Below are 23698 nucleotides of genomic sequence, written 5' to 3' on the forward strand. Positions count from 1 at the left end.
CGCCCTCTCCGTCCTGCTCGCGCTGGCCGGATGCGGCACGCCGAGCCTCCTCACCCCCGACCCACCGACCAGCGTCGTCATCCTGGACGAGCAGGCGGCCGCCGCCGCGATCTCGCGCTACCGGGCGCAGCACGGCCTCGGCCCGGTGGTGATCGATTCGAGCCTGATCCGGGCCGCCTCCTACCAGGCCGCCACGAACGCCAAGGCCGGGCGCCTCAGCCACGAGATCGGCGGCACCTTCGATTCCCGCATGGCCCAGGCGGGCTTCGGGCGCACCTACGCCGCCGAGAACCTCAGCGCCGGCTCGGCCACCTTCGACGAGGTGCTGGCCCGCTGGAAGGCCTCGAGCGAGCACAACCGGAACATGCTGATCCCGCAGCTGCGGCGCATCGGCATCGCCCGGGTCGACGCGCCCGGCACGCGCTACAAGCGCTACTGGGCGCTGGTGATGGCCGGCAGCTGACCTGCGGCGTCCGGACCCGAAACGCACGCACCCCGGCGCCATCGCCCTCACCGGCTGCAGCGCGCGGAACCGGACGGGACGCCGCGACCGAGCGGCCGGCGCGCGCCGCGCCTCACAGCGCCCCAGAGCCGGCCGCGAGGGCCGCCGCCTCGCGGGGCTGGGTCCGCTCCTGCGCGCCCTGGAACAGGCGCTCGCTGGTGAGCTTGAGGAAGTAGAAGCCGAATTCCGGGTTCTGGTAATAGAGCTGCCTGACCTCCGAATAGGAGATCCGCAGGGCCTGTCCGGCCTCGATGCAGGTCAGCGAGGCGGTCCGGGTGTTGTCCGGCGAGAGCAGGCCGAGTTCGCCCACGACCCCGCCGGCCCGCACCTCGATCCCGTATTCGGGAATCCGGAAGGCGCCGCTTTCCACGTAGAACATCTCGCCGGCCGGATCGCCCTTGCGGAACACGGTCTGCCCCGCCTTGAACCGGGTCGCGGTGCCGAAGGGCCGGAGCCAGTCGAGGGAGAGGTCGCCCTCGGCCGCCGCCTCGGCCTGGCGCACGAGCCGGACCATCTGCCAGAGGCGGAAGGCGTTGAAGGGAATCTGGATCGCCTCGGTGAGGACGACCGGCCAGCTCCCGATCAGCATGCCGTAGGTGATGACGGCCGCGCTGGCCACGAGGGCGATGATCCGCAGCGGGATCATGGTGGTCATCGCCGAGGCCGTGATGGTGAGCGCCGTGCCGAGATAGCCGATGGCCTCGACCCAATCGATGCCCGGGATCATCGCGCCGCCCCTCGCCCCGCCTCAGGCCCGCGCATCGTCGGCATCCGCCTCGGCGAGACCATCCTGCAGGGAACGGATGATCGTGCGCATCTCGGGCACCATGGCGACCGCCTTGGCGATGCGCTGCGCCTCCTCCCGCGTCATCGCGCCCGTCGCCGCGAGGGCGCCGGCATCCTCCGCGAAATAGGTCCAGGCCACGGCCAGCCCCTTCGCGTCCTCCACGCAGAAGCTGCCCTCCCGCTCGACCACGATCCAGGGCGGCGGGAAACCGCGGGCCGGCCTCGGGTGGGTCTCGCCGTCATCCGCCACGGGTCACCTCTGCGTCGGGGAGGAATCGCGGCCGCCATCCGGGCCGGCAGCCAACAAACATCAACGGGATCAGATGCTTAGAACGATCCGGGAAGATCCTGTCTAGCATCCGGGCCCAGCGCTGGAAAGCCCCGGCGGCCCGGGCCGCCCGGCCTCGGCGCGCCGAGGCCCTCGGCGGGCGCCTCCCCCCGGGACCGCGTGGCCCGGCAGGCCCCGGATTTGCAGAGCGTGGCCGGTCCTTTCCGCGCCGCCCGATCCCGTCCGGCCGGCAGCCGACCGCCGGGGCGGGTCGGGGCGGCAGCCGGCACGGCCTCGGAGGTATCCGATCCACATCAGACATGTCACGAGCGCTGGTGTATGTCCTGCGACCGGGCGGCCGCTTGCCGCCTCTGGAGACGAACGGTTGATTTCCCTCGCGAAGCGAATGGTCCGGAATGAATTTTCCATCGTCATGGTCGGACAGGTCGTCCAACTGGTCTTGACGTTCGGAACATCGCTCATCATCGCCCGGATGATCGGCGCCGACGGTTACGGTCTGATCAATCTGGCCCGAAGCATCGCCATGGTGCCGGCGATGATCGCGCCGCTCGGTCTCGACATCGCCCTGCTGAAGTTCTGCGGGCGGAGCGATTCCGGCGATCCGACCGTCCGGGCGGTGGTTCGTCGACTGAGGACGACGGCCGCGTTCCTGAACATCGTCGTGATGCTGGCCGTCGTCGCCGCCGCGATGGGCTCACTCTTCGTGACCGCCTTCGGTCATCCCGGCCTCGATACGATCATGCTGGTCACCATCCTGACGATCCCCTTCGCGGGCGACCTCAGCATCCTCGGCGCCCTCTACAAGGCGCGGGGCGAACCCGCGCGCTACGCGATCTTCTACTATATCGGCCAGTCGGTGCTGCGGGTGCTGATGATCGGTCCGGTGCTGCTGCTCTGGCCCACCACCCTGGCCGTCGCCTTCGTCAACACGGCGCAGGTCCTGCTGACGCACGGCCTCTGCTTCATCGACGAGCGGCGGCGGCACGGACAGGCGCCGATCGCGGGCGCCGTGGTGGACCGGGCGGTGGTCCGGGCCGAATCCTGGCGCGTCTCGCGCGAGGCCGTCTGGATGTGCGCCTCGCTCGTCGTCTACGGCACGATGCGCCTCGCCGACATCCTCGTCCTGGGCATCTATGCCGACGCGGCGAGCATCGGCGAGTATGCGGCGCTCTCCACGGTCTCGCAGCTGATCGTGTTCTGGTCCGTCGCCGGGAGCCAGACGCTCGGGCCGCGCATCGCGAACTTCTTTCACCAGGGCGACCTGGAGAGCCTGAAGCGGGAGCTGAGCCGCTACATCCGCCACGCCTCGATCGTCTCGAGCTTCATGTTCGCCGGGCTCGCCGTGTTCGGCGACCGCCTGGACCTGATCTTCGGGAAGGCCTTCCACTTCGACCCGGTGGTGTGCTTCATGCTGCCCCTTGCCTTCCTCCTCAGCGCCACCCTGGCCCCGATGGGCTACGCCCTCTCGATGACCGGGCATCATCGCCAGGAGAACGCGATCCTGGCCAGCGGCGCGGCCGTGCTCGTCATCGCCCTGCTGGTGCTGGTGCCGCGCTACGGGCAGGTCGGGGCGGCGGGCTCCGTGGTGGTCGCCTTCGGCCTCGTGAACGTGGTCCGCTTCGTCTACACCGCGCGCCTGCACGGCTTCATCCCGGCCCGGGCCGCAGACCTCCTGCCCCCCTTCGTCGGCCTCGCCCTCGCCTTCGCGGCGCGACAGGTCGGCGATCTGTTCGGCGGACACGATTTCCCGACGACGATCGGCTCCTCCCTCCTTTTTGCAGCCCTCTACGTCCTGGTCTACCGCTCGGAGATCCGACGCCCTGCGGGTGTCGCGCCGTGAAGATCGGCTTGCTGGGCATGACGATCGTCGATGGAAGGTAAACGTCGCTCCGAGCAGAAATCGTCACGATTGCTCGAATTCGGCGAGCGGATACAAGAAACTTTCGTCTAATTATTCGAACTCACATTTTTTCGAGAGTCGGTGCCCCCAAGATTCCGTTCGTGCCAGACGCACATCCACCCTTCGGACTGGACGTTTCAATCATGAGTCACAGCCTCGTTTCTATTATCGTTGCGACCTATAACGGCGAACGTTACATCGGCGAACAACTCGAAAGCCTCCTTGCGCAGACCTACCCAGCCATCGAGATTATCGTTTCGGATGATGGCTCGACCGACAAGACCTTGGACATCGTCGAGGCCTTCAAACAAAAGGCCCCCTCGCGCGTGATCGTGCACCGCAACGCACATCAATTGGGCTACGCTGACAACTTCCTCACCGCGACAAGGAACCTCGCCTCCGGAGACATCATCGCCTTCTGCGATCAGGACGATATCTGGCATCCCGATAAGTGCCAAAAATGCGTGGACGCTCTGGTGAAAAACGATGCCGTGCTGTGCGCTCACACGCTCAACAAGATCGATCACGACGGCAAGTTCATCGCGTTCTTCGATCAGGGCATCAAGGCCGATACCGTATATGAACCGCTGTCCCTGGAACCGTGGGGCGTGTTCTTTGGTCTAAGCGTCGTTTTCAAAAAGTCGCTTCTGGATATCATTCCAGCCGAACAACGTGGACTGGATGTCTGGGATTTCGACAAGCCCTTGGCGCATGACAGATGGATCTACTACCTGGGCAACCACTTGGGCCGAGTCGTAACGATCTCGGAGCCCCTCGCCTCCTATCGGCAGCATCAGACCAATCTGTTCGGGCACCAGAAACGCTCGTTTCTGGAAAAACTCTTTCACAAGGTCGATGAGGACAGCAAGAGACACCAACACCTTGCAAGAATCGCCCGGCAGCGAATGCAGCAGTTGCGGGACTATGCTGAGGTCAATCACCCTTCCCACGATTTGATGTTGAGGGCCGCGGATCGCTGGGACAGACTTGCGGCCATCTTTGAGAAACGCGCGGCCCTGGTGAAAGCCGGGAATGTTTTGGGCCGCGCCTATGTCAGCGCTGGACTGATCTGGTCCGGTGCCTATGCGCCCCTGAATCGAGGCGGCATCGGCAGGCGGAAACTGGCCATCGATCTCCTCAGCGTCGGTTTCGGTGCACGACCTCAACGCCGGGGATGACAGGACGAAGCCCACTTCATCGCCGCGCTCGACGGCGGCCCCGTCAACACCCGCCTTCTCGGCGTCGCCATCATCGCGGAAGCGGGCGCGGCCCGCACCGTCGACGGGCGAGTGCTTCCGTCGCGCTCGCTTTACGGCTGCCTGTGGACCAGCCTCGGCGCGCCCGCGCATGAGCCGCCAACGATCCCGGAGGCCGCCGAGCCCGACCGCCGGCACGTGGCCTGCGGCAGCGTCGGCCTGCGCGCCTCGGGTCTGCCCATCGTCGAGAACTTCCTCGACATGGCCCATTTCCCGTTCGTCCACACCGACATCCTCGGGGCCGAGCCGCACACGGAGGTGCTGCACTACACCCCCGAGTCCGGCGCGACATCGACGAGGTCTGGGCGACCAACTGCCGGTTCTTCCAGCCGCAGGCGGCGCTCTCAGCGACGGGCGGAAGCCTGACGCAGTATCAGTACCGCGTCGCCACGCCCCACGTGACCATGCTCTACAAGACCTGCCCGAACGCGGCAAACCGCTGGGACGTGATCTGCCTGTTCGTGCAGCCCCTCGACCCCGGCCGCTGCCGGGCGCATCCAGTGATGTTCCTCATCGACGACGTCTCGCGCCTGACTGACCTCGTCGCATTCCAGCAGGTGATCTTCCTGCAGGACCGCATCATCCTGGAGAACCAGCGCCCGATCCTCCTCCCCCTGGAGCCGCGCGCCGAGGTCCCGACGCGGGCCGATTCCTCCTCCGTCGCCTCCCGGCGCTGGCGGAAGGAGAAGGGCGTCACCTACGGCACCACGGCGCGGGCAGCCTGAGCGGAGCCCGGTTCAGGAGCGGAACGCCGGAGCCTCGCCTTCGAACGGCAGCATCAGGCGGGACGGCTGCTGGGGACCGTGGCGGATGACCAGCGTGGTGACCACGGCCTCCTCGGCGCGGGCGGCCTCCGGCGATGCGCCCGTGCCGGGATTGACCGCGAAGGCCGGCCACGCCTCCGCCTGGACCGACAGGCGCAGGGATTGGCCCGGCACGAGAGCGCAGCAGACGCTCCGCATCGCTACCCGGCGCGAACCCGGCACCGCGGCGTCGAAGACCCGCAGGTGCCCGGCGGTGAGCGTGATCGCGCGGCCGTCCGGCTCCACCAGCGACAGGGTGGCGTGGAGGTCGTGGCTCGTCGCTGCGGTCTCGACATGGAGCTCGGCCGAAACGCGGCCCGCGAGCCGGCACGGCGCCGTGAGCGGCGGCGTGGTGTATGCGGCCACGTCGGTGCGGTCGTCCAGCGCCGCGCGGTCCTGGTAGCCCGGCGGGCTGCCCCAGGGACCGCCGAGCGCGGGCGCCGGGCGCCACGGATCGTGGACGAGGTGATCGCCTCCCGCGGGGCAGAGCTCCGGGGAAAGGCGCCCGCTCGACGCGGTGGCGGCCAGCCCGTCCGAGGCGAGATGGAGCGGCGTCGGCTGCGGGTCCGGCCATTCCGAATAGTCGCGCCAGCCTCCGGCGCCGATGTCGAACAGCCGCACGGCCGGGCCGGGCGAGCCCCGCCCCTTCAGGACATGGTCGAGGAAGGCGACCGTGCGCGCGTCGACATCGGTGACGGCGTGGGGGCCACAGTCGCGGGCGCCGACACGCCGGCCCCACGGCGCATGCGCCCAAGGTCCGACGAGGAGGTGCTGCGGCGCCGTTCCTCGCGCGAACGCCGCATGGGCGCCGAGCGTGCCCTCCAACAGAAAATCCTGCCAGCCGCCGATATGGAGGCCGGGGACGTCGAGCGGCATCCCGTCGAGCCGGCGCTCCGGGGCGATGGCGTCCCAGGTCGACTGGGCGTCGGCCAGCCAGTCGGCGTAGTGCGTGTACCGGCCGAAGCGCTCCAGCACCGCGGGCCTCGCCGCCACCGCGCCGCTCCACGGCGCGCCTCGGGCGGCGGCGGCCAGCGCCGCATAGGCCTCGCGGTCCCCGGCGAGGCGCGCCGCCTCCGCACCCATCTGGCAGGCCCAGCCGAGATTGCCCAGGCCGAAGGCGCCGCCGGTAAAGGCCCAGTCGTCGCGGATGCTCCAGCCGCCCATGGCGGGAACGACGGCATCAGGCCGCTTGGTACCGGCGCGGACGGCGCCGGCGAGTGCCAGGAACTGCGTCACCGCCTGATAGCTGAAGCCGTAGGTGGCGACCTGTCCATTGCCGCCGGGGAGGCTTGCCGCCCAGGCCAGGGTCTCGGCACCGTCCGCGGCTTCCGTCTCGAACAGGCGAAACGCGCCGCCGCTGTCGCCGCGCCCGCGCACGTCCTGCACCACGACGACGTAGCCTTGGGCAGCGTACCAGGCCGGGTGCGCGAGCGTCAGGGTCGAGGCGATGGCTCGGCCATAGGGCTGGCGCATCAGCATCACCGGATATCGGCCGGGGCCGGCGGGGCGGTACATGTCGGCGACGAGGACGACGCCGTCGCTCAGGGCCAGCGTCGTCGTCTTCGGCCCGGCGACAGGCAGGCGTGCGTCAGCGTCCATCGAAGGCGGTCCGCTCGGTCAGGTGGGCGAGGTCGAAGGCCGAGACCTCGGCTGTCAGCCGCACCAGGGCGCGGGCTGCCCGCTCGATAAGTTCAGCGCCTCGCTCCGCATCAGCGGCGGCGGCGTTGCCGCTGACACCGGCCGGGTGGAGGTCCTGCGCCATCCAGCCGAAACCGACCTTGCCCTCCGGCGTGAGGAGGCCGCCGGCCCGCTCCAGCGCGACCGAGAGCGGCATGAAATCCGCCGCGTGCTCCATCCTGACGAGATCGGGATGGAGGTGGCGCATGACGCTGGTCTCGATCTCGCCGCCATGGATGCCGTGGCGGCGCTCGGGCGCCGAAAAGAGATCGTCGGTCCGGGTGATTCCGCCCCAGCCGCAGCCGACCGCGAGCATGCCGAGCCGCACCCGCAGCTCGCGCAACACGATCTCCATCATCTGCGGCTGGCCGCCATGGCTGTTGAGGAACAGGATGCGGCGGCAGCCCGCCCGGTGGATGCTCTCGGCCACCTCGATCCAGAGGCGGGCCAGGGTCTCGTGCGAGAGGCTGAGGGTGCCGGGATAGGCGAGATGCTCGTTCGACTTGCCGATGGGCAGCATCGGCAGGACGAGGGCCGGCAGGTCGTCGGGCATCAGCGCGACGGAGCGGGTGACGATGCCGGCATTGATCGCGGCATCGACCCGCACCGGCAGGTGCGGCCCGTGCTGCTCCACCGCCGCGACCGGCAGGATGGCGACGAGCTTGCCCATGTCGAGCGCCGCAAAATCGGCGGTCGTCAGGTCCCACCACCAGCGCGACGGCAGTGCGCTCATGCGGCCGAGGCCCGCAGGTCGGCCTTGGCGATCTTGCCGGTGGGCGTCATCGGCATGTCGGGCACGATGCGGATGTCGAGCGGCAAGACGTCGTAGGCGACGCCTTTCGCGATGGCGGCCTTCAGCGCGGCGGCATCGAGGCCGGCGCCGGGATGCGCGGTCACGAAGGCGACGGGGCGCTGCCCCAGGCGAGCGTCGGGCAGGCCGACCAGGGCCGCCAGCGCCACGCCGGGCTCGGCCATCAGCGCCTCCTCGACGTCTCGGGGATACCAGAGCCGTCCTCCCACCTCGACGAGTTCGGCCCGACGGCTGCGCAGGGTGACGAAGCCGTCGGTGTCGATGAGGCCGAGGTCGCCGGTTCGCAGAACGCCGCCGCGCGTCGCCTCCTCCGTCTTGTCCGGCCGGCCCCAGTAGCCGGCCATGAAGCCGCCGGTGAGGGTGATCTCACCGATCTCGCCTGCCGGCAGCACCCGGTCGTCTGAGCCGAGAATGCGGACCTCCTTGTCGGGGAGCGGCGGACCGACCCGGCCGAGCTTCGCGTCGTCCGGCTCGAGTTCCGGGTAGCCGAGCCCGACGAAGCCGCCGAGCTCGCTCTGGCCGTAGCTCTCCACCAGCGGCAGCCTAAGCCGGTCGCGCCAGCCGGCCTTGAGGGTCGGCGGCACGCCGCCGCCGCCCGAGAGGCCGAGACGAAGGGCGGGCGGCGGACCGCCACGCGCGAGCGACTCCTGCAGCACGTCGTCGAGGATCGGAGGGTTCGCCACCAGCATGGTGGCACCACGGGCGTGCAGCGCGTCGTAGCCCGTCTGCCGCGTCCACCGGCCCATGACGTTGAGGCTGGCGCCGACCGCGAGCGGCGGCAGGATGTTGGCGACGAGCTGGTAGGAGCTCGACAGGGCCGAGGGGCCGAAGGAGACGTCGCCGCCGCGCAGGCGCAGGCGCTCGCCGATGCAGCGGGCGGCGCGCACCGTCGGCTCGTGGCGCAGACAGGCACCCTTGGGCTTTCCCGTGGTGCCCGAGGTGTACGACAGGTGCGCGATGGCCGCCTCGTCGCCGGGATCCGGCGGAGCGGAGAGCCCCGCCGCCATCAGCTCCGGCAGAGAGAGCGCGCCCTGCTGCGGTCCGTCCATGCAGAGGCGGTGGCGGACGGACGCGACCGCCGCCATCGCGGCGCTCACCGGGCCTGCCATGTCGTGGGTGTAGATGACGACGCTCGGCGTGTGGTCGGCGAAGTAGTCGGTGAGCTCGTCGGAAAACTTCACGTTGACGAGCGCCGAGATCGCGCCGATCCGCCAGGTGCCGAGCATGGCAACAAGGTAGTCCAGGCCGTTATGCGCGAAGACCGAGACGCGGTCGCCCTTGCGGACGCCGAGGTCGTGGAGCGCACCGGCCATCCGCTCCATGGCGTCCACGGCTTCCGCGTAGGTCAGGCCGCGGTCGCGGTCGACCCAGTGCAGGGCCGGGCAGTCGGGATGGCGCTCGGCGCCGAGAGTGAGAAGGCGGTGCATCAGCATGACGGCATCCTCGTTCCAGACATCGGGGAAAGGCGGCGGACCCTTACAGACGCGCCATCCGCTGGCGCACGCTCGCCAGGAAGGCCTTGCGGCGCGCGTCGGTGGCCGTGTTCATGTGGTAGAGGGCGATGTAGTCGGCGCGCGCCTTGGCCGCCGCGAACCAGCGCAGGTAGCGCGTCACGAGGCGCTTGGGCGGGTCCGACATGGCGATGGCCGTCCAGCGCGGGCGGCCATAGGTGACGATGCCGACGATGCGTGTGAGGTTGTCCAGGATTGGCCGGACGTGGCGCGGATCGGACATGTCGAAGGCCACGCCCGGCATCATCAGCCGGTCGACGAAGCCCTTGAGCATCGCCGGCGGTCCGAAGCACCATGTCGGGAATTGGAGCACCAGCACGTCGGCTGCCTTGAGCCGGGCGACGTAGCCTTCCAGCCCGCGCTGGTTCACGCGCACGTCGTGGTAATGGCTGCGCCCGTCAGCGGAGAGAACGGGATCGAACCTCTCCGCGTAGAGGTCGAGCAGGTCGACCGCGTGGCCGGCCTGCGCCAGCCCCGCCATCGCTTCCACTCGGATGGCCGCGTGAAAGCTGTCGGGCAGGGGGTGGCAGTAGACGTAGAGGACGCGGCTCATGTGCCGTGCGCCCGTATGAACGTCCGCATCTTGCCGGGGTTCATCAGTCCCTGCGGGTCGACGTCCCGCTTGAAGCCGAGTTGGTCGACCTCGGCGCGCTTGTGGCGGGTGCCGTCCTCCAGGGTGAAGACGTGCGGGTTGGCGATCCAGACGCCGCGCGCCTCGTGGGCGGCGATGATCGCGTCGAGACGCTCCGGGTCGGAGTATTTCAGGACCGGGATGCCGGCATAGGTGAGCCGGCCGCCGAACTCGATGAGTTCGAGATGGGTGAACACCTCGCCGGAGAAGAGCGCGTCCATCTCGGCCACGCTCTCCATCAGCCGGTCGGCCGGGTGCAGGCTCTGGAGATAGGTGTAGCCCCGGTCGGCCTTCAGCACCTGCAGGGTGGTGTGGTTCCAGGTGTATTCGTAGAGCGGCACCGCGCCCGGGCCGTCGTCCAGCGGCGTCTCGAAGGTCAGTCGGCCGCCGGCTGCGAGCGCCTGCCGCTGGAAAGCGGGCATCGAGCGTTCCGCGATCATCGCGATCAGGATCGCGGACCCTTCGGGACAGGACGCCTTGAGCTGCGGGAACCACTGCGGGATCGGCCAGGAGATGGGCGTGATCAGCTTCTTCACGAGGCTCGGATCGCGCCCGATTGCGAGCCCGAACGCTGCCGCGGTCAAAAGATCGTCGAAGGCGACGATGACGTCGATCCAGGAATGGACGGGAGCGAGCGGGATTTCCAGGGCCGTGACGATGCCGGTGGTGCCGTAGGCATAGGCGATCTGATGCACCGCCGCGCCGGTCAGGTTGAGGATGCGCGGCTCGGGCTCCAGCGTGACGACGCGGGCGGCCTGGATGTTGCCACGCTCGCGCAACTGTCCGTACGTCACCGAGCCGATGCCGCCCGAGCCGCCGGCGATGAAGCCACCGATGCTCGCCGTGCGCTTGGTGGAGGGGTGCATCCGCAGCTCCTCGCCGCCGGGGCGAAGCGCGTCGTCGAGGCGGTTCATGCGGATGCCGGGCCCCGTGCGGACCGCGCCGTCGCGGTGCCACTCCACCGCGTCGAGGCCTGACACATCAAGCACGACGCCGCCATGGAGCGGCACCGCCTGCCCGTAATTGCCGGTGCCCCCGCCGCGCACGGTGAGCGGTACGCCATGGCGGGCGCAGGCCCCGGCGACGGCGACCACGTCGGCCTCGGCGCCGGCCTCCACGAGGAGGTCGGCCGTCAGCCCGGCGAGCTGCGCGTTGAGAACCGGGGAATACCAGAAAAAGTCGCGGCTGCGTTTTCTCACGCGCGCGGGCTCCTCGACCAGCGCGACGCGGCCAGCGAGTTCGGCCTTCAGCGCGGCGACGGCCTCGGCGGAGGCGCGCATCACGCCTCCGCCGCCATCAGGGTCGGTGCCGTCGGGACCGAGACGGCCGGGACCGCCTCCGAGACCTCGTCCTCGCCGTGCTCGCGCAGGAGCGCCAGCAGCCGGCGGCGCATGATCATGCCGGGACGGTCGGAGGGCATGTGGCTCTCGACCTTGCGGCTCATGTCGATCGTGGCGTCGGGATCGGTCGATTCGAGGATGTCGCGGTCCTCCTCGACGATGGCCGCGTCCCAGGCGATCAGCTCGTCGGTGGAGCACTCCGCCTCGGTGTCGTTGCGGTAGAGGATCTGTGCCAGCCGGATGGTGCCGTCGTCGATGGGCGTCGCCGAGTTGAAGATAATGTGGCGCAGGCCCGACGGATAGGTGATGTCGAGGCGCCGACAGAACGGCATGAACCACTTGTTGCGCATGTGGCGCGTGGTCGTCGGCTCGGTGGTGCCCGAGATCCGATGCGCCATCGGGGGGTTGGCGATGGTGACGATGGTCTCCGCCTCGAACCCGTAATCGGTCTCGACGATCTCGTATTTCTCCGGGATAGGCTGGCTCATCTGGCCGAAGGTGTTCTTGTGAACGAAGGCGAAATGCGCGTTGTCGAAGGAGTTCTCCATCAGCCGGAGCGGCGAGGTCTTCCAGACGTCGTGGAACTGCTGCACCCGGCGGAAGCCCGGCATTGAATCCTCCGGCACCTCGGGGATGTCCGAGATCGGCTCGCCGAGGCAGACCCAGGCGTAGCCGTAGCGGGCCTGGCAATGGTAGGGGCGCACGGCCAGCCGCGGCACAACCTGGTCGGGCGTGAACTGGGGGATGCGGGCGAGCGCGCCGGAGCGGTCATAGGCCCAGCCGTGATAGCCGCAGACGATCAGGCCGTCCTCGACCCAGCCCTTGGAGAGCTGGGCCGTGCGGTGGCAGCAGCGGTCCATCATCGCGGCGGGTTCGCCCTCGCCGTCGAGGAACAGCACCAGCTTCTCGCCCATCAGGGTGAAGGGCTTCGGGCCGTCGGCGAGATCCGTGAGCCGCAGGGTGGCGTACCAGTAGCGGCGGAAGACGGGTTGGCGCGTGGTCAGCATCGGGACAGGTCCTTCGAGGGTGATGGCCCGGCGTGAAGCCCTCCGGCACGGTGGAAAACGGTTTCGCGTCAGGCGCCCTTCGTCTCGGCGCCCTCGCCGAGCGCCAGACGGCTCAGGCCCGTCATGGCGAGGAACAGGAGGATGCCGGCGGCCGTGATGAGGCCGAGCGCCGCGAACATGCGCGGGATGTCGAGCTGGAACCCGGCCTGGAGAATCTCGTAGGCGAGGCCGGCGCTGCGCCCGCCGGTGCCGGCGACAAACTCGGCCACCACCGCCCCGATCAGCGACAGGCCCGAGGCGATGCGAAGCCCGGCGAAGAAGTAGCCGAGCGCGCTCGGGATGCGCAGGCGCAGCAGGGTCTGCAATCGGCTCGCCCGGTAGACCCGCATCAGGTCGGCGAGGCCCGGATCGACGCTGCGCAGGCCGATGGTGGTGTTCGAGATGATCGGGAAGATCGCGATGATGGTGGCGCAGATCACGAGCGCGAGCTGCGTGTCGCGCACCAGGATGATGATGAGCGGCGCCACGGCGACGACGGGCGTCACCTGCAGCATCACCGCGTAGGGGAAGAACCCGCGCTCGATGAAGCGGCTCTGCACGAACAGGAAGGCAGTGAGCGTTCCGAGCACGGTCGCCAGCGCGAAGGCGATGAGCGTCACCTTCATGGTGCTCCACAGGGCGCGCAGCAGGTCCGGGCCGTTCTGCGCGAGCGACGCGGCGACGCCCGAGGGGGCGGGAAACAGGTACTCGGGCACGGAGAAGGCCCGGCACAGGCCTTCCCACAGGCCAAGCACGACGAGCCCGACCACCACGGGCGGCATGATCGCCTGGAAGCGGGGCGAACGGCTGAGCGGGGTCATCGGCCGCCCTCCAGGGCCGAGCCGTCGCTTGCCAGCGAGGCGTCGGTGAGCACGCCCGACAGCGTGCGGCAGTATTCGGCGAAGCGCGGGCTGGTGCGAAAATCCTCGCCGCGCGGATGCGGCTCGTCGATGGTCAGCTCGGCGAAGATGCGGCCGGGGCGCGCCGCCATCACGATCACGCGGGTGGACAGAAAGACCGCCTCGTAGATCGAGTGGGTCACGAACAGCACGGTGAGCGAGCGCCGCCACCACAGGTCGACGAGGTCGGCGTCGAGCCTGTTGCGGGTGAACTCGTCGAGCGCCCCGAACGGCTCGTCCATGAGCAGCAGGTTCGGTTCGGTGACGAGGCCCCGCGCGATGGCCGCGCGCATCCTCATGCCGCCGGAGAGCTGGCGCGGAAACTTCTTCCCCTGGGCACCGAGCCCGACGAGGTCGAGGGCGGCCTGGACCCGGGGCGCGGCCTCAGCCTTCTTCACACCGGCGAGATCGAGGGGCAGGCGCACGTTGGAGGCGATGCGCAGCCACGGCATCAGGGTGGCGTCCTGAAACACCACCGACAGGCGCCGACCCTCGGCACCGACCCGGTCGAAGCCGCCGCGCCACCATAGCAGGCGTCCGTCACTCGGCTGGTTGAGGTTGGCCACCAGCGACAGCAACGTGCTCTTGCCGCAGCCCGAGGGGCCGATCAGCGAGACGAACTCGCCCTCGCGGACACTCAGGTCCACGGGCGCGAGCCCGCGGGTGCCGTCGGGAAACACCTTCTCCGCCGACAGAAGCTCGATCGCCGGGGCCGCGTTGGCGACGGGCCGACGCATCGGGTCGGGGGGTGCCTCGATCATCCGGTGGAGGGCTTGCACCGCCATGGGCCGTCCTCACTCGGCCTTGACGGTGAGGACCGGCATGGCATCGAGGCTGAAGGCCTTGTGCCAGTCGGTCTCGGGCTTCAGCAGGCCGGCGGAGACGAGGTAGTCGTAGCTCGCCTTCCAGCGCGCCTCGGTCATGGTCCCGATGGGCACGTTCTCCTCGCCGGAGAGCACCTTGAGCTCCTTCATGCGCCGGATGCCGAAGGCGATCTGGGCGTCGCTCATCTTCGGGTTCTGGGCCTGGATCAGGGCGTTGCCGGGGGCCGGGTCGGCCATGTAGCTCTTCCAGCCCTCCATGGAGGCCTTGACGAACTTGCGCATCACCTCGGGCTTGGTCTCGAGCGCCTTGCGCGTCGTGACGATGGTGGTGCCGTATGGCGGGTAGCCCTCCTTGGCGAAGAGGAAGAAATTGACGCGGATGCCCTTCTCCTGGGCCTGGAAAGGCTCCGAGGACGGATAGGCCTGCTGTACCACGGTCTTGTCGGCGAAGAAGGGCTGTAGGTTGAAGGTGTAGGCGCGTGTCTGCCCGTCGCTGAGGCCGTATTTCTTCTTCAGCCACGGCCACCAGGCGGTGTACCCGGCGGACGAGACCAGGATGGTCTTGTCCTTGACCCCGGCGAGGCTGGTGACGTCGTCATGGGTCATCATGCCCTGGACGTCGTACTGGAACGAGGCGGCCACGGTGACGGCGGGCAGGCCCTTCTCCACCGCCTGCAATACCTGGATGTCGTAGCCCATGATCGCGTCGGCCTCGCCGGCGAGCAGGAGCTGCATGCCGTTCACCTGCGGGCCGCCCATGCGGACTTCGACGTCGAGGCCGGCTTTCTCGTAGAGGCCTGTGGCCTTGGCCTGGTAGAAGCCGCCATGTTCGGCCTGCGCGAACCAGCTCGTGAGGAAGACGATCTTTTCCGCAGCCTCGGCCGGTGCGGCGCAGAGAAGGCAGGCCCCCAGCGCTACCGCCGCGAGCTGCCTGCGGGACGGAAGGAAGCCGTTTTCGAATCCGTGGAGGGTCATGCCCGATCTCCGGTTCGCGATCTTCAGGTCCGACGCAGGGCGTGTGCCGGGCGGGCCGCCGTCCCTTGCCCCGTATCGCGAACGGTTCCAGGGAAGCGGGCCGAGCACTGTTTGAAAAGCATCGTTTTTCGACCGAACCGCGCTCATTCTGCGTGCAGTCCATCGGTGACGCAGAGGTGCCCCCCGCATGGGCTGCCCCGGCCTTTGCGCGCAGGGCACGGCGCCTTTTCCAACCGCTGGCAAGGTCCCTGCAAGCCGGGTCCGCCGTCTGCGCGGGCCGGACCCGAAGGCGCGGCGCCGATGCGTGAAGGCCGGATGCTCCATAACCGTCTGCTGAGCTATCTCGACGAAGTGGCCCGCAGCGGATCGATCCGCGGCGCGGCGGCGCGGCTCAACGTCGCCTCAAGCGCGATCAACCGGCAGATCCTCTCCCTTGAGGCAGAGATGGGGACGCCGCTGTTCGAGCGGCTCCCGCGGGGCCTGCGCCTCACCGCCACCGGCGAGATCCTGATCCGCCACGTGCGCGATACGCTGCGCGCCCACGATCAGGCACTCGCCCAGGCCGCCGCCCTGAAGGGTCTGACCCGCGGCGAGGTGACGATCGTCACCATGGCGAGCCTCGCCGCCGGCGTGCTGTCCGGGGTGATCCGCGAGTTCCGCGAGACCAACCCGCACATCGTCGTCAAGGTGCTGGTGCTGCCCATCGACGACATCGTCGCGGCGCTGCTCGCCGGCGAGGCGGACCTGGCGCTGGCCTACAAGATGCCGCCCAACCCGCGCCTGAGTTGCATCGCCGAGTTCGAGCATCGTCTCGGCGCGGTGATGGCTCCCGACCACCCGCTGAACGGGCGATACCTCGTGCGGATGGCCGAGTGCCTCGCCTATCCCCTGGTGGTCGCGGATGCCTCCATGACCCTGCGCGACGTGCTCGAACTCCTGGTGCCGCCGGGCCTCGCCTTCACGCCCGTCGTCGAGACCAACTCCATCGAGTTGATGAAGCGGCTGGCGATGACCGCACCGCACATCACGTTCGTGAACCTGTCGGATGTCGGCGACGAGATCCGCCGCGGAGTCCTCGCCTTCACTCCGTTGAGCGATGCCCGCGCCATCACCCAGAAGGCGCACCTGATGCAGCGCGCCCGCGCTTCCCTCGGCGGCCCGGCGCATCTGCTGGCCAAACGCATCACGGCCGCCTTCGAGATGCACAGCGCCGTCGATTGACGCGCTGCCCCTGAAAGAGCCCCCTATGCCACCCACCCTCGCGCGCCTTCCCAATGGCACCACCTACCGCATCCGCCGGGCGCGGGTGCCGTCCTGCTTCCTCGCGGAGGGGACGCCGCCGGGCGCGGAAGCCGACGGCGAGGGCTGCGTGCTCGTCGACATCGCCGTCGAGTCGGGACGGTTCGGCCGCGTCGTGCCGGCCGACGCGAGCGAGGGCCCGGACCCCGTCTTCGATCTCGCCGGGCGCCAGGCCTGGCCCTGGCTCGTCGACATGCACACCCATCTCGACAAGGGCCACACCGTGGCCCGCACACCCAACCCCGACGGAGATTTTTCCGGCGCCCGCGACGCCACCACGGCCGACCGCGAAGCGCACTGGACCGCCGACGACCTGCGCCGGCGCATGGAGTTCGGCCTGCGCTGCGCCGAGGCGCACGGCGTGGCGGCGATCCGCACGCATCTCGATTCACAGGCCGGCGGCCCCCACCGCGATCAGGCAGAGGTGACCTGGGCGGTCTTCCGCGAGATGCGCGAGGCCTGGGCCGGGCGGATCGTGCTCCAGGGCGTTGGGCTCACGCCCATCGACGCTTATGCGGGGGCCTACGGCGCGCGCCTCGCCGATCTCGTGGCGGCCTCGGGCGGACTCATCGGCGGCGTCACCCGGCCGACCGGCGGCGTCCACGGCGCGGGGCTCGCCGAGATCGATGCACTGCTCGATCACCTATTCCGCCTCGCGGCCGAGCGCGACCTCGACATCGACCTCCATGTCGACGAGACCAGCGATCCGGCCGCCACCTCCCTCGACGCGGTCGCCCGCGCAACGCTGCGCCACGGCTACGAGGGGCGCGTCACCTGCGGCCATTGCTGCAGCCTCGCGCTCCAGGCACCGGAGACGGCGGCGGCCACCATCGCCAGGGTGGCGCAGGCCGGGATCGGGATCGTCACCCTGCCTACGGTCAATATGTACCTGCAGGACCGCTTTCGCGGGCGCACGCCGCGCTGGCGCGGCGTCGCCCCCGTGCAGGAACTGCGCGCCGCGGGGGTGCCCGTCGCAGTGGCCGGCGACAATTGCCGCGATGCCTTCTACGCCTACGGCGACCACGATATGCTCGACACCCTGCGCCAGGCCGTCCGTATCCTCCATCTGGACCATCCCTTCGGCGATGCCCCCGCGCTTGCCGGTCCGGTGCCCGCAGCGATGATGGGTCTGCCCGAGGCTGGACGCATCGCGGCGGGCGCTCCCGCCAACCTGATCTTGCTGGCCGCCCGCAACCTCAACGAGGTGGTGGCCCGCTCGCACGCCGACCGGCTCGTCATCGCTCGCGGCCGCGTCTCGCGAAGCGCACCCCCGCCCTACGAGGATCTCGCCGGCGAAGCGCCGTCCTGGTGATCGGCCGATGTTGTGTCCGATGAAGTCGTGTAGGGCGGTGACGAAACCATCCACTGGAGCGTCGGCGTCGTGCTGATGCGGGCGGGGTAAAATCCGAGTAGTTTGAGAGGCTTCTCTTTCGAGAGGGGCCCAGGTGTACGGTGCCGGGATGAGGTGTGCCGGATTGCCCCTGAAGGGTTCGGGTTCTTTGGTCCAAGCTTGGCAGATGCGTTCGTAGGGTATGAGGCCGCGTAGCGTCTTGAGCCGGCGGGCGTGGTTGGAGGCATCGACGAAGAGTTGGAGGTGGACCCTGAGCTGATCGTGGCGATTGGAGTGGTAGCGTTTGACCGTCGCGTCTTGGCTTGTGCGGTTCATCCGCTCGACCTGACCGTTGGTCCAGGGATGGTTCACCTTGGTCGGCCGGTGCTCGATGTCGTTTTCGGCACAGACGCGGCCGAAGATGTGCGCGGAGGCATTGGTATCTTTCTTGCGGTTGGCGAACTGAATACCATTGCCCGTCAGGACGATGTAGATGCGGTAAGGGACCGCCAGGATAAGATCGCGCAGGAACTGCGCTGCCTCCATCTTGCCGGCACTCTCGACCAGACGAACGCATGCGAACGTGCTGGTGCGATCGATCCCCACGACCAGGGACAGCCTGCCTTCTTCGGAGCTGACCTGTGCGATAGCGATGTGGACGTAGCCGATCGGAGCCGATCGGATACGACTTGAAGCGCTTCTTCTCGGGCTTGTCGTCTTCCATCTCCGGCAGGCGGCTGATGCCGTGTCGCTGCAGGCACCGGTGCAGGCTGGAACGGGTCAGGTGCGGGATCGTGGGCTGCAGGCCGTAGAGGCAATCGTCCAGCGGCAGCAGGGTGTGCCGCCGAAAGGCGACGACGATCGCCTCCTCCTCCGGCGTCAGGACCGTCGAGCGCGGCGCCTTCGACCCCATGGCGGCATCGGCTGTCGTCTGCCGAGTTCGCCACTTCTGGATCGTCGTCGGGCCGACGCCGTAGCGCCTGGCGGCGGCTCTCCCGCTCTCTTGACGTCGCTGTATGGCACGACGGACCGCCTCCGTCGTGCGGGCGCTGCCGTGCAGAATTTGGCCCCTCGCGAAGCCCCCGCAGCATGGTGGTCAACCGTACCAATACACCGCAGGATCAAACAGCTAGGTCTGGGAAGGCGCCGAAGTGCCTTAATATATTGTATGGGTATCAACATGCCGCATGATCTACTTCGCCGTCCTGGCCCCCGACCCCAAAAACCGGGCCAATATCGATGAAGTTGGCGATCCAATTATGATCGCCGGGTCAATGACTTATCGAACCCTCGACCTGTTTCGCCCATTCGGGCGACGCGGGCGGCATTGCGCACCTCACCAGCCAAGTGCCGACCAATGTCAATTTGGCCGAATAGACCGTTGAGCTGCTGTCATCGCGCATCAATACAACGAGAGAATTGCGAGTTCCAAAGTCGTCCTCAGTCTCGCGGGCCGCGATTGTTGGCAATGCCTCAATGACGTGCATGGCTGCGTCTCGGACGTCGGCGAACTCGATGCCTTCGTCATCGGGCGTCAGCTCGTGGTCCTGAGTGTCGAAGTCTTAGCGAGGCACAGCGCCATCCGCACGTGGTGGCGGGCGATTTCTGCCCCTGGGAACCAACGGCCAGCATCCGACTGGCACGAGAGGTAGTAGTGTACGGAGTCCGACACTGGCATAAGCTCGCCTGCGCAGAAATTCAAATTAATCGCCATATGCCGGCGATACATACTGCTTAGATACAAGACGAATTTTAAAATACTCTGAAGTTTGCATGTCGCTGGGTGAATGCAGCCTTGAGGATACGGAGCTCAGTCGAGACGCGGATGCTATTCCAGCACCCCGATCCCCTTCGTCCAAGTCTTGGCATCACGCACTGCGCGGACCTCCTATCCCACTGGGGTCGCAACGGTTCATCAACGATCCTCACTGAACGGGGATTGAGCCCTGGAGCCATCCCTGCATGATGGCGAACTGGACGATTTGCGCGCGGCTGTTGATGCCCAGCCGGCCGCATGCCCGGGACTTCTGGGTTTCGACGGTCTTCGGCGTTGAACCAAGGTGGCTGGCGATCTCTTTGCTGGTGAAGCCGAATGCCACGAAGCGGAGAATCTCCCTCTCACGGTCGGCGAGCTGAGACTGCATGTCGTCGTGGCTCTGGCAGGCCATCGGCGCCTTATGGCCGACAGTGCGCACCGGCAAGGCGGAATCTACGTAGATGCCGCCTGCAACGACCGCTCGTACGGCCTGGACAATATTGAGGAAGGCCGAGCGCTTCAAGACGTATCCTCCCGCGCCGGCCTCGAACGCTTGGTCGACATAGACCCGGCTCTCGTAGGCGCTGAGGATGATCGACCGGGTCGGGCATTGCCGTTCGGCGAGCTTACGGATCACTGCGACCCCGTTTATGTCCGGCATCGCGAAGTCCAAGATGGCGATGTCCGGGGACAGGTTCGATATCGCCTGCACAGCGTCAAGTCCGGTATCCACGGAGGCGACGATCTCGATCCCGCCGGTGTTCGCCAGAAGGTCGGCGACACCGTGCCGGAACACGGGATGGTCGTCCGCGAGCGCGATTCGGATGGGGCGTTGGTCATTCATCGTCCGAAGCATCCTTTCCGAGACGTATCCGCGCGACGACCGAGGTCCCCTGGCCCGGCGAGGATTCGATTTCCAGGCCGCCCCCGATGAGGGACATGCGTTCGCGCATCCCGATCAGTCCGAGCTTGCCGTCGGACACCAGGGCATGGGTCGAGGAGCCGTCGGCCTCGAAGCCCAGGCCGTCGTCGTCGACCGTGAGGGTGAGCCGGCCCGGGCCGAACAGGAGGACGACCGAGACGTAGCTCGGCCGGCCGGCATGCTTGGCCACGTTCGTGAGCGCTTCCTGCGTGATGCGATACAGCGTGATGGCGTGCTCGGAGGGCAAGTGGAGTTCCTGCCCGCTGACCTGCAGCTCGGTCACGATCGACGTGGTGCGGGTCCACTCCTCCACGAGGTAGCGCAAAGCCGTCACGAAGCCGAACTCGTCGAGGGCCGCCGGTCGCAGTTCCAGGGTGACGCGGCGCAGCGCCTGTCCCACCGCCTGCGCCTGATCGAGTAGACGGTCAAGCTCGGAACGTCCGTCCTGATCCGAGAGGTAGGGCAGGAGGCGCCGCAAGCCGAAGTTCAGGGCGACCAGATGCTGACCCGCATGGTCATGGAGGTCGCGCGCGAGCCGCCGACGCTCGTCCTGGCCGGCGCGATAGAGCCGGGTCAGCACCTCGTCGCGTTCCCGTTCGGCCGCCAGGCGCGCCGCCGCGTCCGACTCCAGGCGAACCAGCATGTCCTCCCGTTCCCGCAGGAGCGTCTGCATCTCGCGCGTGCGCCGCCGGCGCTCCAGCATGACGCGTCTGGCATCGTGGAGCTTGGAGGCGAGGATGCCGAACCGACGCCCCAGCCCCAATCCGTCCAGATGGAGCATGACGAGGGGGCGACCCGTGCAGCCGCTCAGCCGGGCACGCGTCCCATGGCAGGCATGCCGCTCGACGGTCCCACCGTCGCTCTGGAGGAACAGTGTGCCGGGCAGCGTGGCGGCGGAGGAGGCGCAACGGCCGAGATAGCGCCGGAACTCCAGCTCGGTGGCTTCCTGGACGGGCAGGACATCGCCGATCCGCAAACCGTCCAACACCTCGCGCGCCGAGGCGTTGGCGGCCTCGAGTTCCCCGCCCGGCCGAACGACCAGCAACGGCGACGGAACGAACTCGAACAGCGCGTCGAAATCGGATCTAGGCAGCATCCTTTCCGAAGTAGTCCTGTCCTCCCTCATCGGGGGCATCGGGGTCGAGGTCGATGACGACCCGGCAGCCCTTGGCGCCACGGGCAATGGTGTCGGTGAGCGTGATTCGCCCATATCCCTGGCTCTCCGCAACCATGTGGCCGAAGACGTTCGAGGTCACCATGCACATCGACGGGGACCTCTTCACCAATTTGCCGAAAGGGCAGCGCCGGTTGCCGAGGACGATGCGCCGGGGCGTCGCCTCGATGACGTAGAAGTCCCCACCCAACCGCCGCTTGAGGTCGATCATCGCGTCGACGGTGGCCGCGAGGTCCAGTCGAGGGGTTCCGACCGCCCGAAGGTATCGGGCCTTGATCTCATCCGAGACGGCCATGCCGACCAGGGCGATGAAGCCGCTGGCCTCCGACCTGCCGACGGTATCTTCCAGGGCGCCGGCGAAGGCACCGAAGACCATGCCGAGGAAGTCTTCCCGGTCGATTCCGATCGAAGCGCTCGCGAAATTTGTGGCGCCAACGGCTTTCTGGCACATCGGCCGCGTCCCCTCTCCGATTTTTATAGTCTCCTTGTCACAAAAACGTATACAAATCAATAAGTCTGGAGTGGTACGAGTGCCGAGTGCTGAAACGTTTTCTGTCAAATGGCCTTTCGACTGCATATCAAAAGTTGGACTGGGATAATTTACATCACGCCCGCGATCATCGCTCTCGAAAGCTGCGCGTGAACTGATCCTGTATCGGCTTCACGAGGTAGGAAAGGGCCGTCCGTTCCTCGGTGGCGACGTGCACCTCCACCGGCATACCGGGCACCAGGCGCGTCCGTTCACCGAGGCGGTTCAACTCCCCCTCGTTGAGTTCGACGTGTCCGACATAGAACGTCTCGTCCTTGCCGCCCCGTGTCGTCGATGGCGAGACGTAGGCCAATGTCCCCTTCAGTTCGGGGGTCGTCCGCTGGTTGAACGCCGTGAACCGGAGCTTGGCCGGGCGGCCGACGCCGATCTGGTCGATGCTCGCCGGCGAGATGCGGATCTCGATCCGCAGCGTGGCGTCCGCGGGCACGACGGTCGCGAGCACGTCGGCCGGCGTGACGACGCCTCCGACCGTGAAGGCCTTCAGCTCGTGCAGGACGCCCGTGGCCGGGGCACGGATCTCGGTCCGCGTCAGCCGATCCTCCAGGGCGATGCGCCGGTTGCCCAGCTCCGCGAGCTTGGCATCGACGACGCTGAGTTCCTTCTGGGCCTCCGTGCGCGCGGTGTCGGAGATGGCGAGGAGCTGGACCCGGATCTCGCTCGTGCGCACCTTGGCCCTGGCGATGGAGGCTTCCAGAGACCCCTCCTCGCCGGTCAGACGGTGCCGGTCGCGGCTGATGGGCAGGAACTTCGAACTCTCGAAGAGATGCTTGTCGACGAGGCCCTGCAGCTTGCCGTGCTCGCTCGTGAGGATCGCGAGTTCGTCGCGCTTGGCGTCCTTCTGCTTGACCAGGCCGGCGATCTCCTCGGCCACCTGACCGATCTGCAACTCGAGTTGCTGGCGTTGGCTGTCGCGACTGGCGAGGTTGCCGCGGAACAGGCGGCTCTCGCCGTCGAGGATGGCCAGCATCTCCGCATCGCCGTCCGACAGACCCGCGGGAAAGGCGATGGCGCGCAGCCCGTCCCGTTCCGCCAGCAGGCGCGACTTCTTGGCCGACAACTCCACCAACTGTCCCCGGATGATCGCCAGTTCGGCACGGGTCTGGGCGTCGTCGATGCGGATGAGGACCTGACCGGCGGTCACGGCCTGTCCGTCCCGCACCAGAATCGCGCCGACGACGCCTCCGTCCCGGTGCTGGACGGCCTTGGCGTTCTGATCGACGGTGACCGCGCCCGGTGCCATGATGGCCCCGTTGAGGTCGGTGGTCGCCGCCCATCCGCCGACCCCGATCAGCAGGCCCACGCCCAGCGCGAAGCCGAGGGCGATGCGAGGGGCGACGGAGAAGGAAGGCTCCGTGCCGAGCTCCATTCCACCCAGGGGCTTGGGGCGATCGACACCGATGGTTCGCGCACTCATGGT

At 68.1% G+C, this 23698-nt stretch carries 20 protein-coding genes and 3 pseudogenes; 6 read left to right on the forward strand and 17 right to left on the reverse strand.

Features of this window, described 5'->3' with window-relative positions:
• Positions 1-463: CAP domain-containing protein (locus tag AC3WLN_RS17060; RefSeq protein WP_492483213.1), on the forward strand; the 463-nt coding region annotated here is incomplete at its 5' end.
• A 112-nt stretch (positions 464-575) separates the two neighbouring features.
• Here AC3WLN_RS17060 and AC3WLN_RS17065 read toward each other — a convergent pair.
• Positions 576-1217 carry a cyclic nucleotide-binding domain-containing protein gene (locus AC3WLN_RS17065; RefSeq protein ID WP_492483255.1) on the reverse strand — a complete coding sequence of 214 codons (642 nt, stop codon included), beginning with the start codon at positions 1215-1217 and terminating at the stop codon, positions 576-578.
• Between the two features lie 33 nt (positions 1218-1250).
• Positions 1251-1538: a hypothetical protein gene (locus AC3WLN_RS17070; RefSeq protein ID WP_492483215.1), complete on the reverse strand. Its 288-nt coding sequence runs from the start codon at positions 1536-1538 to the stop codon at positions 1251-1253.
• A gap of 451 nt (positions 1539-1989) precedes the next feature.
• Here AC3WLN_RS17070 and AC3WLN_RS17075 point away from each other — a divergent pair, with 451 nt between their 5' ends.
• The 3 genes and pseudogenes from AC3WLN_RS17075 to AC3WLN_RS17085 all read left to right on the forward strand — a co-directional run bounded on the left by AC3WLN_RS17075 (position 1990) and on the right by AC3WLN_RS17085 (position 5458).
• Positions 1990-3417, forward strand: a complete 1428-nt coding sequence (locus AC3WLN_RS17075) for an oligosaccharide flippase family protein (protein ID WP_492483217.1) — start codon at positions 1990-1992, stop codon at positions 3415-3417.
• Between the two features lie 203 nt (positions 3418-3620).
• The gene (locus tag AC3WLN_RS17080) at positions 3621-4655 is read left to right on the forward strand and encodes a glycosyltransferase family 2 protein (protein ID WP_492483219.1); all 1035 of its coding nucleotides are present in this window, start codon (positions 3621-3623) and stop codon (positions 4653-4655) included.
• Positions 4656-4673: 18 nt separating this feature from the next.
• Positions 4674-5458 (forward strand): annotated as a pseudogene (locus tag AC3WLN_RS17085) (aromatic ring-hydroxylating dioxygenase subunit alpha).
• A 12-nt stretch (positions 5459-5470) separates the two neighbouring features.
• Here AC3WLN_RS17085 and AC3WLN_RS17090 read toward each other — a convergent pair.
• The 9 genes from AC3WLN_RS17090 to AC3WLN_RS17130 form a co-directional block, all read right to left on the reverse strand.
• Complete coding sequence (locus tag AC3WLN_RS17090; RefSeq protein WP_492483221.1) at positions 5471-7135, reverse strand: CocE/NonD family hydrolase; 1665 nt, start codon at positions 7133-7135, stop codon at positions 5471-5473.
• Positions 7125-7946 (reverse strand): creatininase family protein, encoded by an 822-nt coding sequence (locus tag AC3WLN_RS17095; RefSeq protein ID WP_492483223.1) that lies wholly within the window; start codon positions 7944-7946, stop codon positions 7125-7127. The genes AC3WLN_RS17090 and AC3WLN_RS17095 overlap by 11 nt, the downstream gene beginning before the upstream one ends.
• Entirely contained in the window at positions 7943-9457 is a 1515-nt protein-coding gene (locus AC3WLN_RS17100; protein ID WP_492483225.1) for a class I adenylate-forming enzyme family protein, read from the reverse strand. The genes AC3WLN_RS17095 and AC3WLN_RS17100 overlap by 4 nt, the downstream gene beginning before the upstream one ends.
• A 43-nt stretch (positions 9458-9500) precedes the next feature.
• Positions 9501-10088, reverse strand: a complete 588-nt coding sequence (locus AC3WLN_RS17105; protein WP_492483227.1) for an NAD(P)H-dependent oxidoreductase — start codon at positions 10086-10088, stop codon at positions 9501-9503.
• A complete protein-coding gene (locus tag AC3WLN_RS17110) occupies positions 10085-11446 on the reverse strand; it encodes an FAD-binding oxidoreductase (protein ID WP_492483229.1) in 1362 nt (453 codons plus the stop codon). Before AC3WLN_RS17110 ends, AC3WLN_RS17105 begins: the two co-directional genes overlap by 4 nt.
• A complete protein-coding gene (locus AC3WLN_RS17115; RefSeq protein WP_492483231.1) occupies positions 11446-12513 on the reverse strand; it encodes an aromatic ring-hydroxylating dioxygenase subunit alpha in 1068 nt (355 codons plus the stop codon). The genes AC3WLN_RS17110 and AC3WLN_RS17115 overlap by 1 nt, the downstream gene beginning before the upstream one ends.
• 68 nt (positions 12514-12581) lie before the next feature.
• A complete protein-coding gene (locus tag AC3WLN_RS17120; protein ID WP_492483233.1) occupies positions 12582-13373 on the reverse strand; it encodes an ABC transporter permease in 792 nt (263 codons plus the stop codon).
• Positions 13370-14236 carry an ABC transporter ATP-binding protein gene (locus tag AC3WLN_RS17125; RefSeq protein ID WP_492483235.1) on the reverse strand — a complete coding sequence of 289 codons (867 nt, stop codon included), beginning with the start codon at positions 14234-14236 and terminating at the stop codon, positions 13370-13372. The genes AC3WLN_RS17120 and AC3WLN_RS17125 overlap by 4 nt, the downstream gene beginning before the upstream one ends.
• A 9-nt stretch (positions 14237-14245) precedes the next feature.
• Complete coding sequence (locus AC3WLN_RS17130; RefSeq protein WP_492483237.1) at positions 14246-15250, reverse strand: ABC transporter substrate-binding protein; 1005 nt, start codon at positions 15248-15250, stop codon at positions 14246-14248.
• A gap of 315 nt (positions 15251-15565) precedes the next feature.
• Here AC3WLN_RS17130 and AC3WLN_RS17135 point away from each other — a divergent pair, with 315 nt between their 5' ends.
• Positions 15566-16471 (forward strand): LysR family transcriptional regulator, encoded by a 906-nt coding sequence (locus AC3WLN_RS17135; RefSeq protein ID WP_492483239.1) that lies wholly within the window; start codon positions 15566-15568, stop codon positions 16469-16471.
• Positions 16472-16496: 25 nt separating this feature from the next.
• Positions 16497-17861, forward strand: a complete 1365-nt coding sequence (locus AC3WLN_RS17140) for a cytosine deaminase (protein WP_492483241.1) — start codon at positions 16497-16499, stop codon at positions 17859-17861.
• 138 nt (positions 17862-17999) lie between these two features.
• On the opposite strand, the pseudogene AC3WLN_RS17145 reads toward AC3WLN_RS17140, so the two are convergent.
• The 6 genes and pseudogenes from AC3WLN_RS17145 to AC3WLN_RS17170 all read right to left on the reverse strand — a co-directional run.
• Positions 18000-18942 (reverse strand): annotated as a pseudogene (locus tag AC3WLN_RS17145) (IS481 family transposase); the annotation flags it as partial.
• A 208-nt stretch (positions 18943-19150) separates the two neighbouring features.
• Positions 19151-19426: pseudogene (locus AC3WLN_RS17150) on the reverse strand (DUF6894 family protein); the annotation flags it as partial.
• A gap of 378 nt (positions 19427-19804) precedes the next feature.
• Complete coding sequence (locus AC3WLN_RS17155; RefSeq protein WP_492483243.1) at positions 19805-20479, reverse strand: response regulator transcription factor; 675 nt, start codon at positions 20477-20479, stop codon at positions 19805-19807.
• Entirely contained in the window at positions 20472-21653 is a 1182-nt protein-coding gene (locus AC3WLN_RS17160) for a sensor histidine kinase (protein ID WP_492483245.1), read from the reverse strand. The genes AC3WLN_RS17155 and AC3WLN_RS17160 overlap by 8 nt, the downstream gene beginning before the upstream one ends.
• Positions 21643-22182, reverse strand: a complete 540-nt coding sequence (locus AC3WLN_RS17165; RefSeq protein ID WP_492483247.1) for a methanogen output domain 1-containing protein — start codon at positions 22180-22182, stop codon at positions 21643-21645. The genes AC3WLN_RS17160 and AC3WLN_RS17165 overlap by 11 nt, the downstream gene beginning before the upstream one ends.
• A gap of 166 nt (positions 22183-22348) precedes the next feature.
• The gene (locus AC3WLN_RS17170; protein ID WP_492483248.1) at positions 22349-23695 is read right to left on the reverse strand and encodes an HlyD family type I secretion periplasmic adaptor subunit; all 1347 of its coding nucleotides are present in this window, start codon (positions 23693-23695) and stop codon (positions 22349-22351) included.
• Positions 23696-23698: the final 3 nt, after the last annotated feature.

This window comes from Methylobacterium sp. FW306-05-D, assembly GCF_058782155.1.

What these genes read in the sequence shown, in the direction of transcription:
- AC3WLN_RS17075 (WP_492483217.1), top strand. Translation starts at nt 1,990, where the DNA reads ATGGTCGGACAGGTCGTCCAACTGGTCTTGACGTTCGGAACATCGCTC.
- AC3WLN_RS17080 (WP_492483219.1), top strand. Translation starts at nt 3,621, where the DNA reads ATGAGTCACAGCCTCGTTTCTATTATCGTTGCGACCTATAACGGCGAA.
- AC3WLN_RS17090 (WP_492483221.1), bottom strand. Translation starts at nt 7,135, where the DNA reads ATGGACGCTGACGCACGCCTGCCTGTCGCCGGGCCGAAGACGACGACG.
- AC3WLN_RS17095 (WP_492483223.1), bottom strand. Translation starts at nt 7,946, where the DNA reads ATGAGCGCACTGCCGTCGCGCTGGTGGTGGGACCTGACGACCGCCGAT.
- AC3WLN_RS17100 (WP_492483225.1), bottom strand. Translation starts at nt 9,457, where the DNA reads ATGCTGATGCACCGCCTTCTCACTCTCGGCGCCGAGCGCCATCCCGAC.
- AC3WLN_RS17105 (WP_492483227.1), bottom strand. Translation starts at nt 10,088, where the DNA reads ATGAGCCGCGTCCTCTACGTCTACTGCCACCCCCTGCCCGACAGCTTT.
- AC3WLN_RS17110 (WP_492483229.1), bottom strand. Translation starts at nt 11,446, where the DNA reads ATGCGCGCCTCCGCCGAGGCCGTCGCCGCGCTGAAGGCCGAACTCGCT.
- AC3WLN_RS17115 (WP_492483231.1), bottom strand. Translation starts at nt 12,513, where the DNA reads ATGCTGACCACGCGCCAACCCGTCTTCCGCCGCTACTGGTACGCCACC.
- AC3WLN_RS17120 (WP_492483233.1), bottom strand. Translation starts at nt 13,373, where the DNA reads ATGACCCCGCTCAGCCGTTCGCCCCGCTTCCAGGCGATCATGCCGCCC.
- AC3WLN_RS17125 (WP_492483235.1), bottom strand. Translation starts at nt 14,236, where the DNA reads ATGGCGGTGCAAGCCCTCCACCGGATGATCGAGGCACCCCCCGACCCG.
- AC3WLN_RS17130 (WP_492483237.1), bottom strand. Translation starts at nt 15,250, where the DNA reads ATGACCCTCCACGGATTCGAAAACGGCTTCCTTCCGTCCCGCAGGCAG.
- AC3WLN_RS17135 (WP_492483239.1), top strand. Translation starts at nt 15,566, where the DNA reads ATGCTCCATAACCGTCTGCTGAGCTATCTCGACGAAGTGGCCCGCAGC.
- AC3WLN_RS17140 (WP_492483241.1), top strand. Translation starts at nt 16,497, where the DNA reads ATGCCACCCACCCTCGCGCGCCTTCCCAATGGCACCACCTACCGCATC.
- AC3WLN_RS17155 (WP_492483243.1), bottom strand. Translation starts at nt 20,479, where the DNA reads ATGAATGACCAACGCCCCATCCGAATCGCGCTCGCGGACGACCATCCC.
- AC3WLN_RS17160 (WP_492483245.1), bottom strand. Translation starts at nt 21,653, where the DNA reads ATGCTGCCTAGATCCGATTTCGACGCGCTGTTCGAGTTCGTTCCGTCG.
- AC3WLN_RS17165 (WP_492483247.1), bottom strand. Translation starts at nt 22,182, where the DNA reads ATGTGCCAGAAAGCCGTTGGCGCCACAAATTTCGCGAGCGCTTCGATC.
- AC3WLN_RS17170 (WP_492483248.1), bottom strand. Translation starts at nt 23,695, where the DNA reads ATGAGTGCGCGAACCATCGGTGTCGATCGCCCCAAGCCCCTGGGTGGA.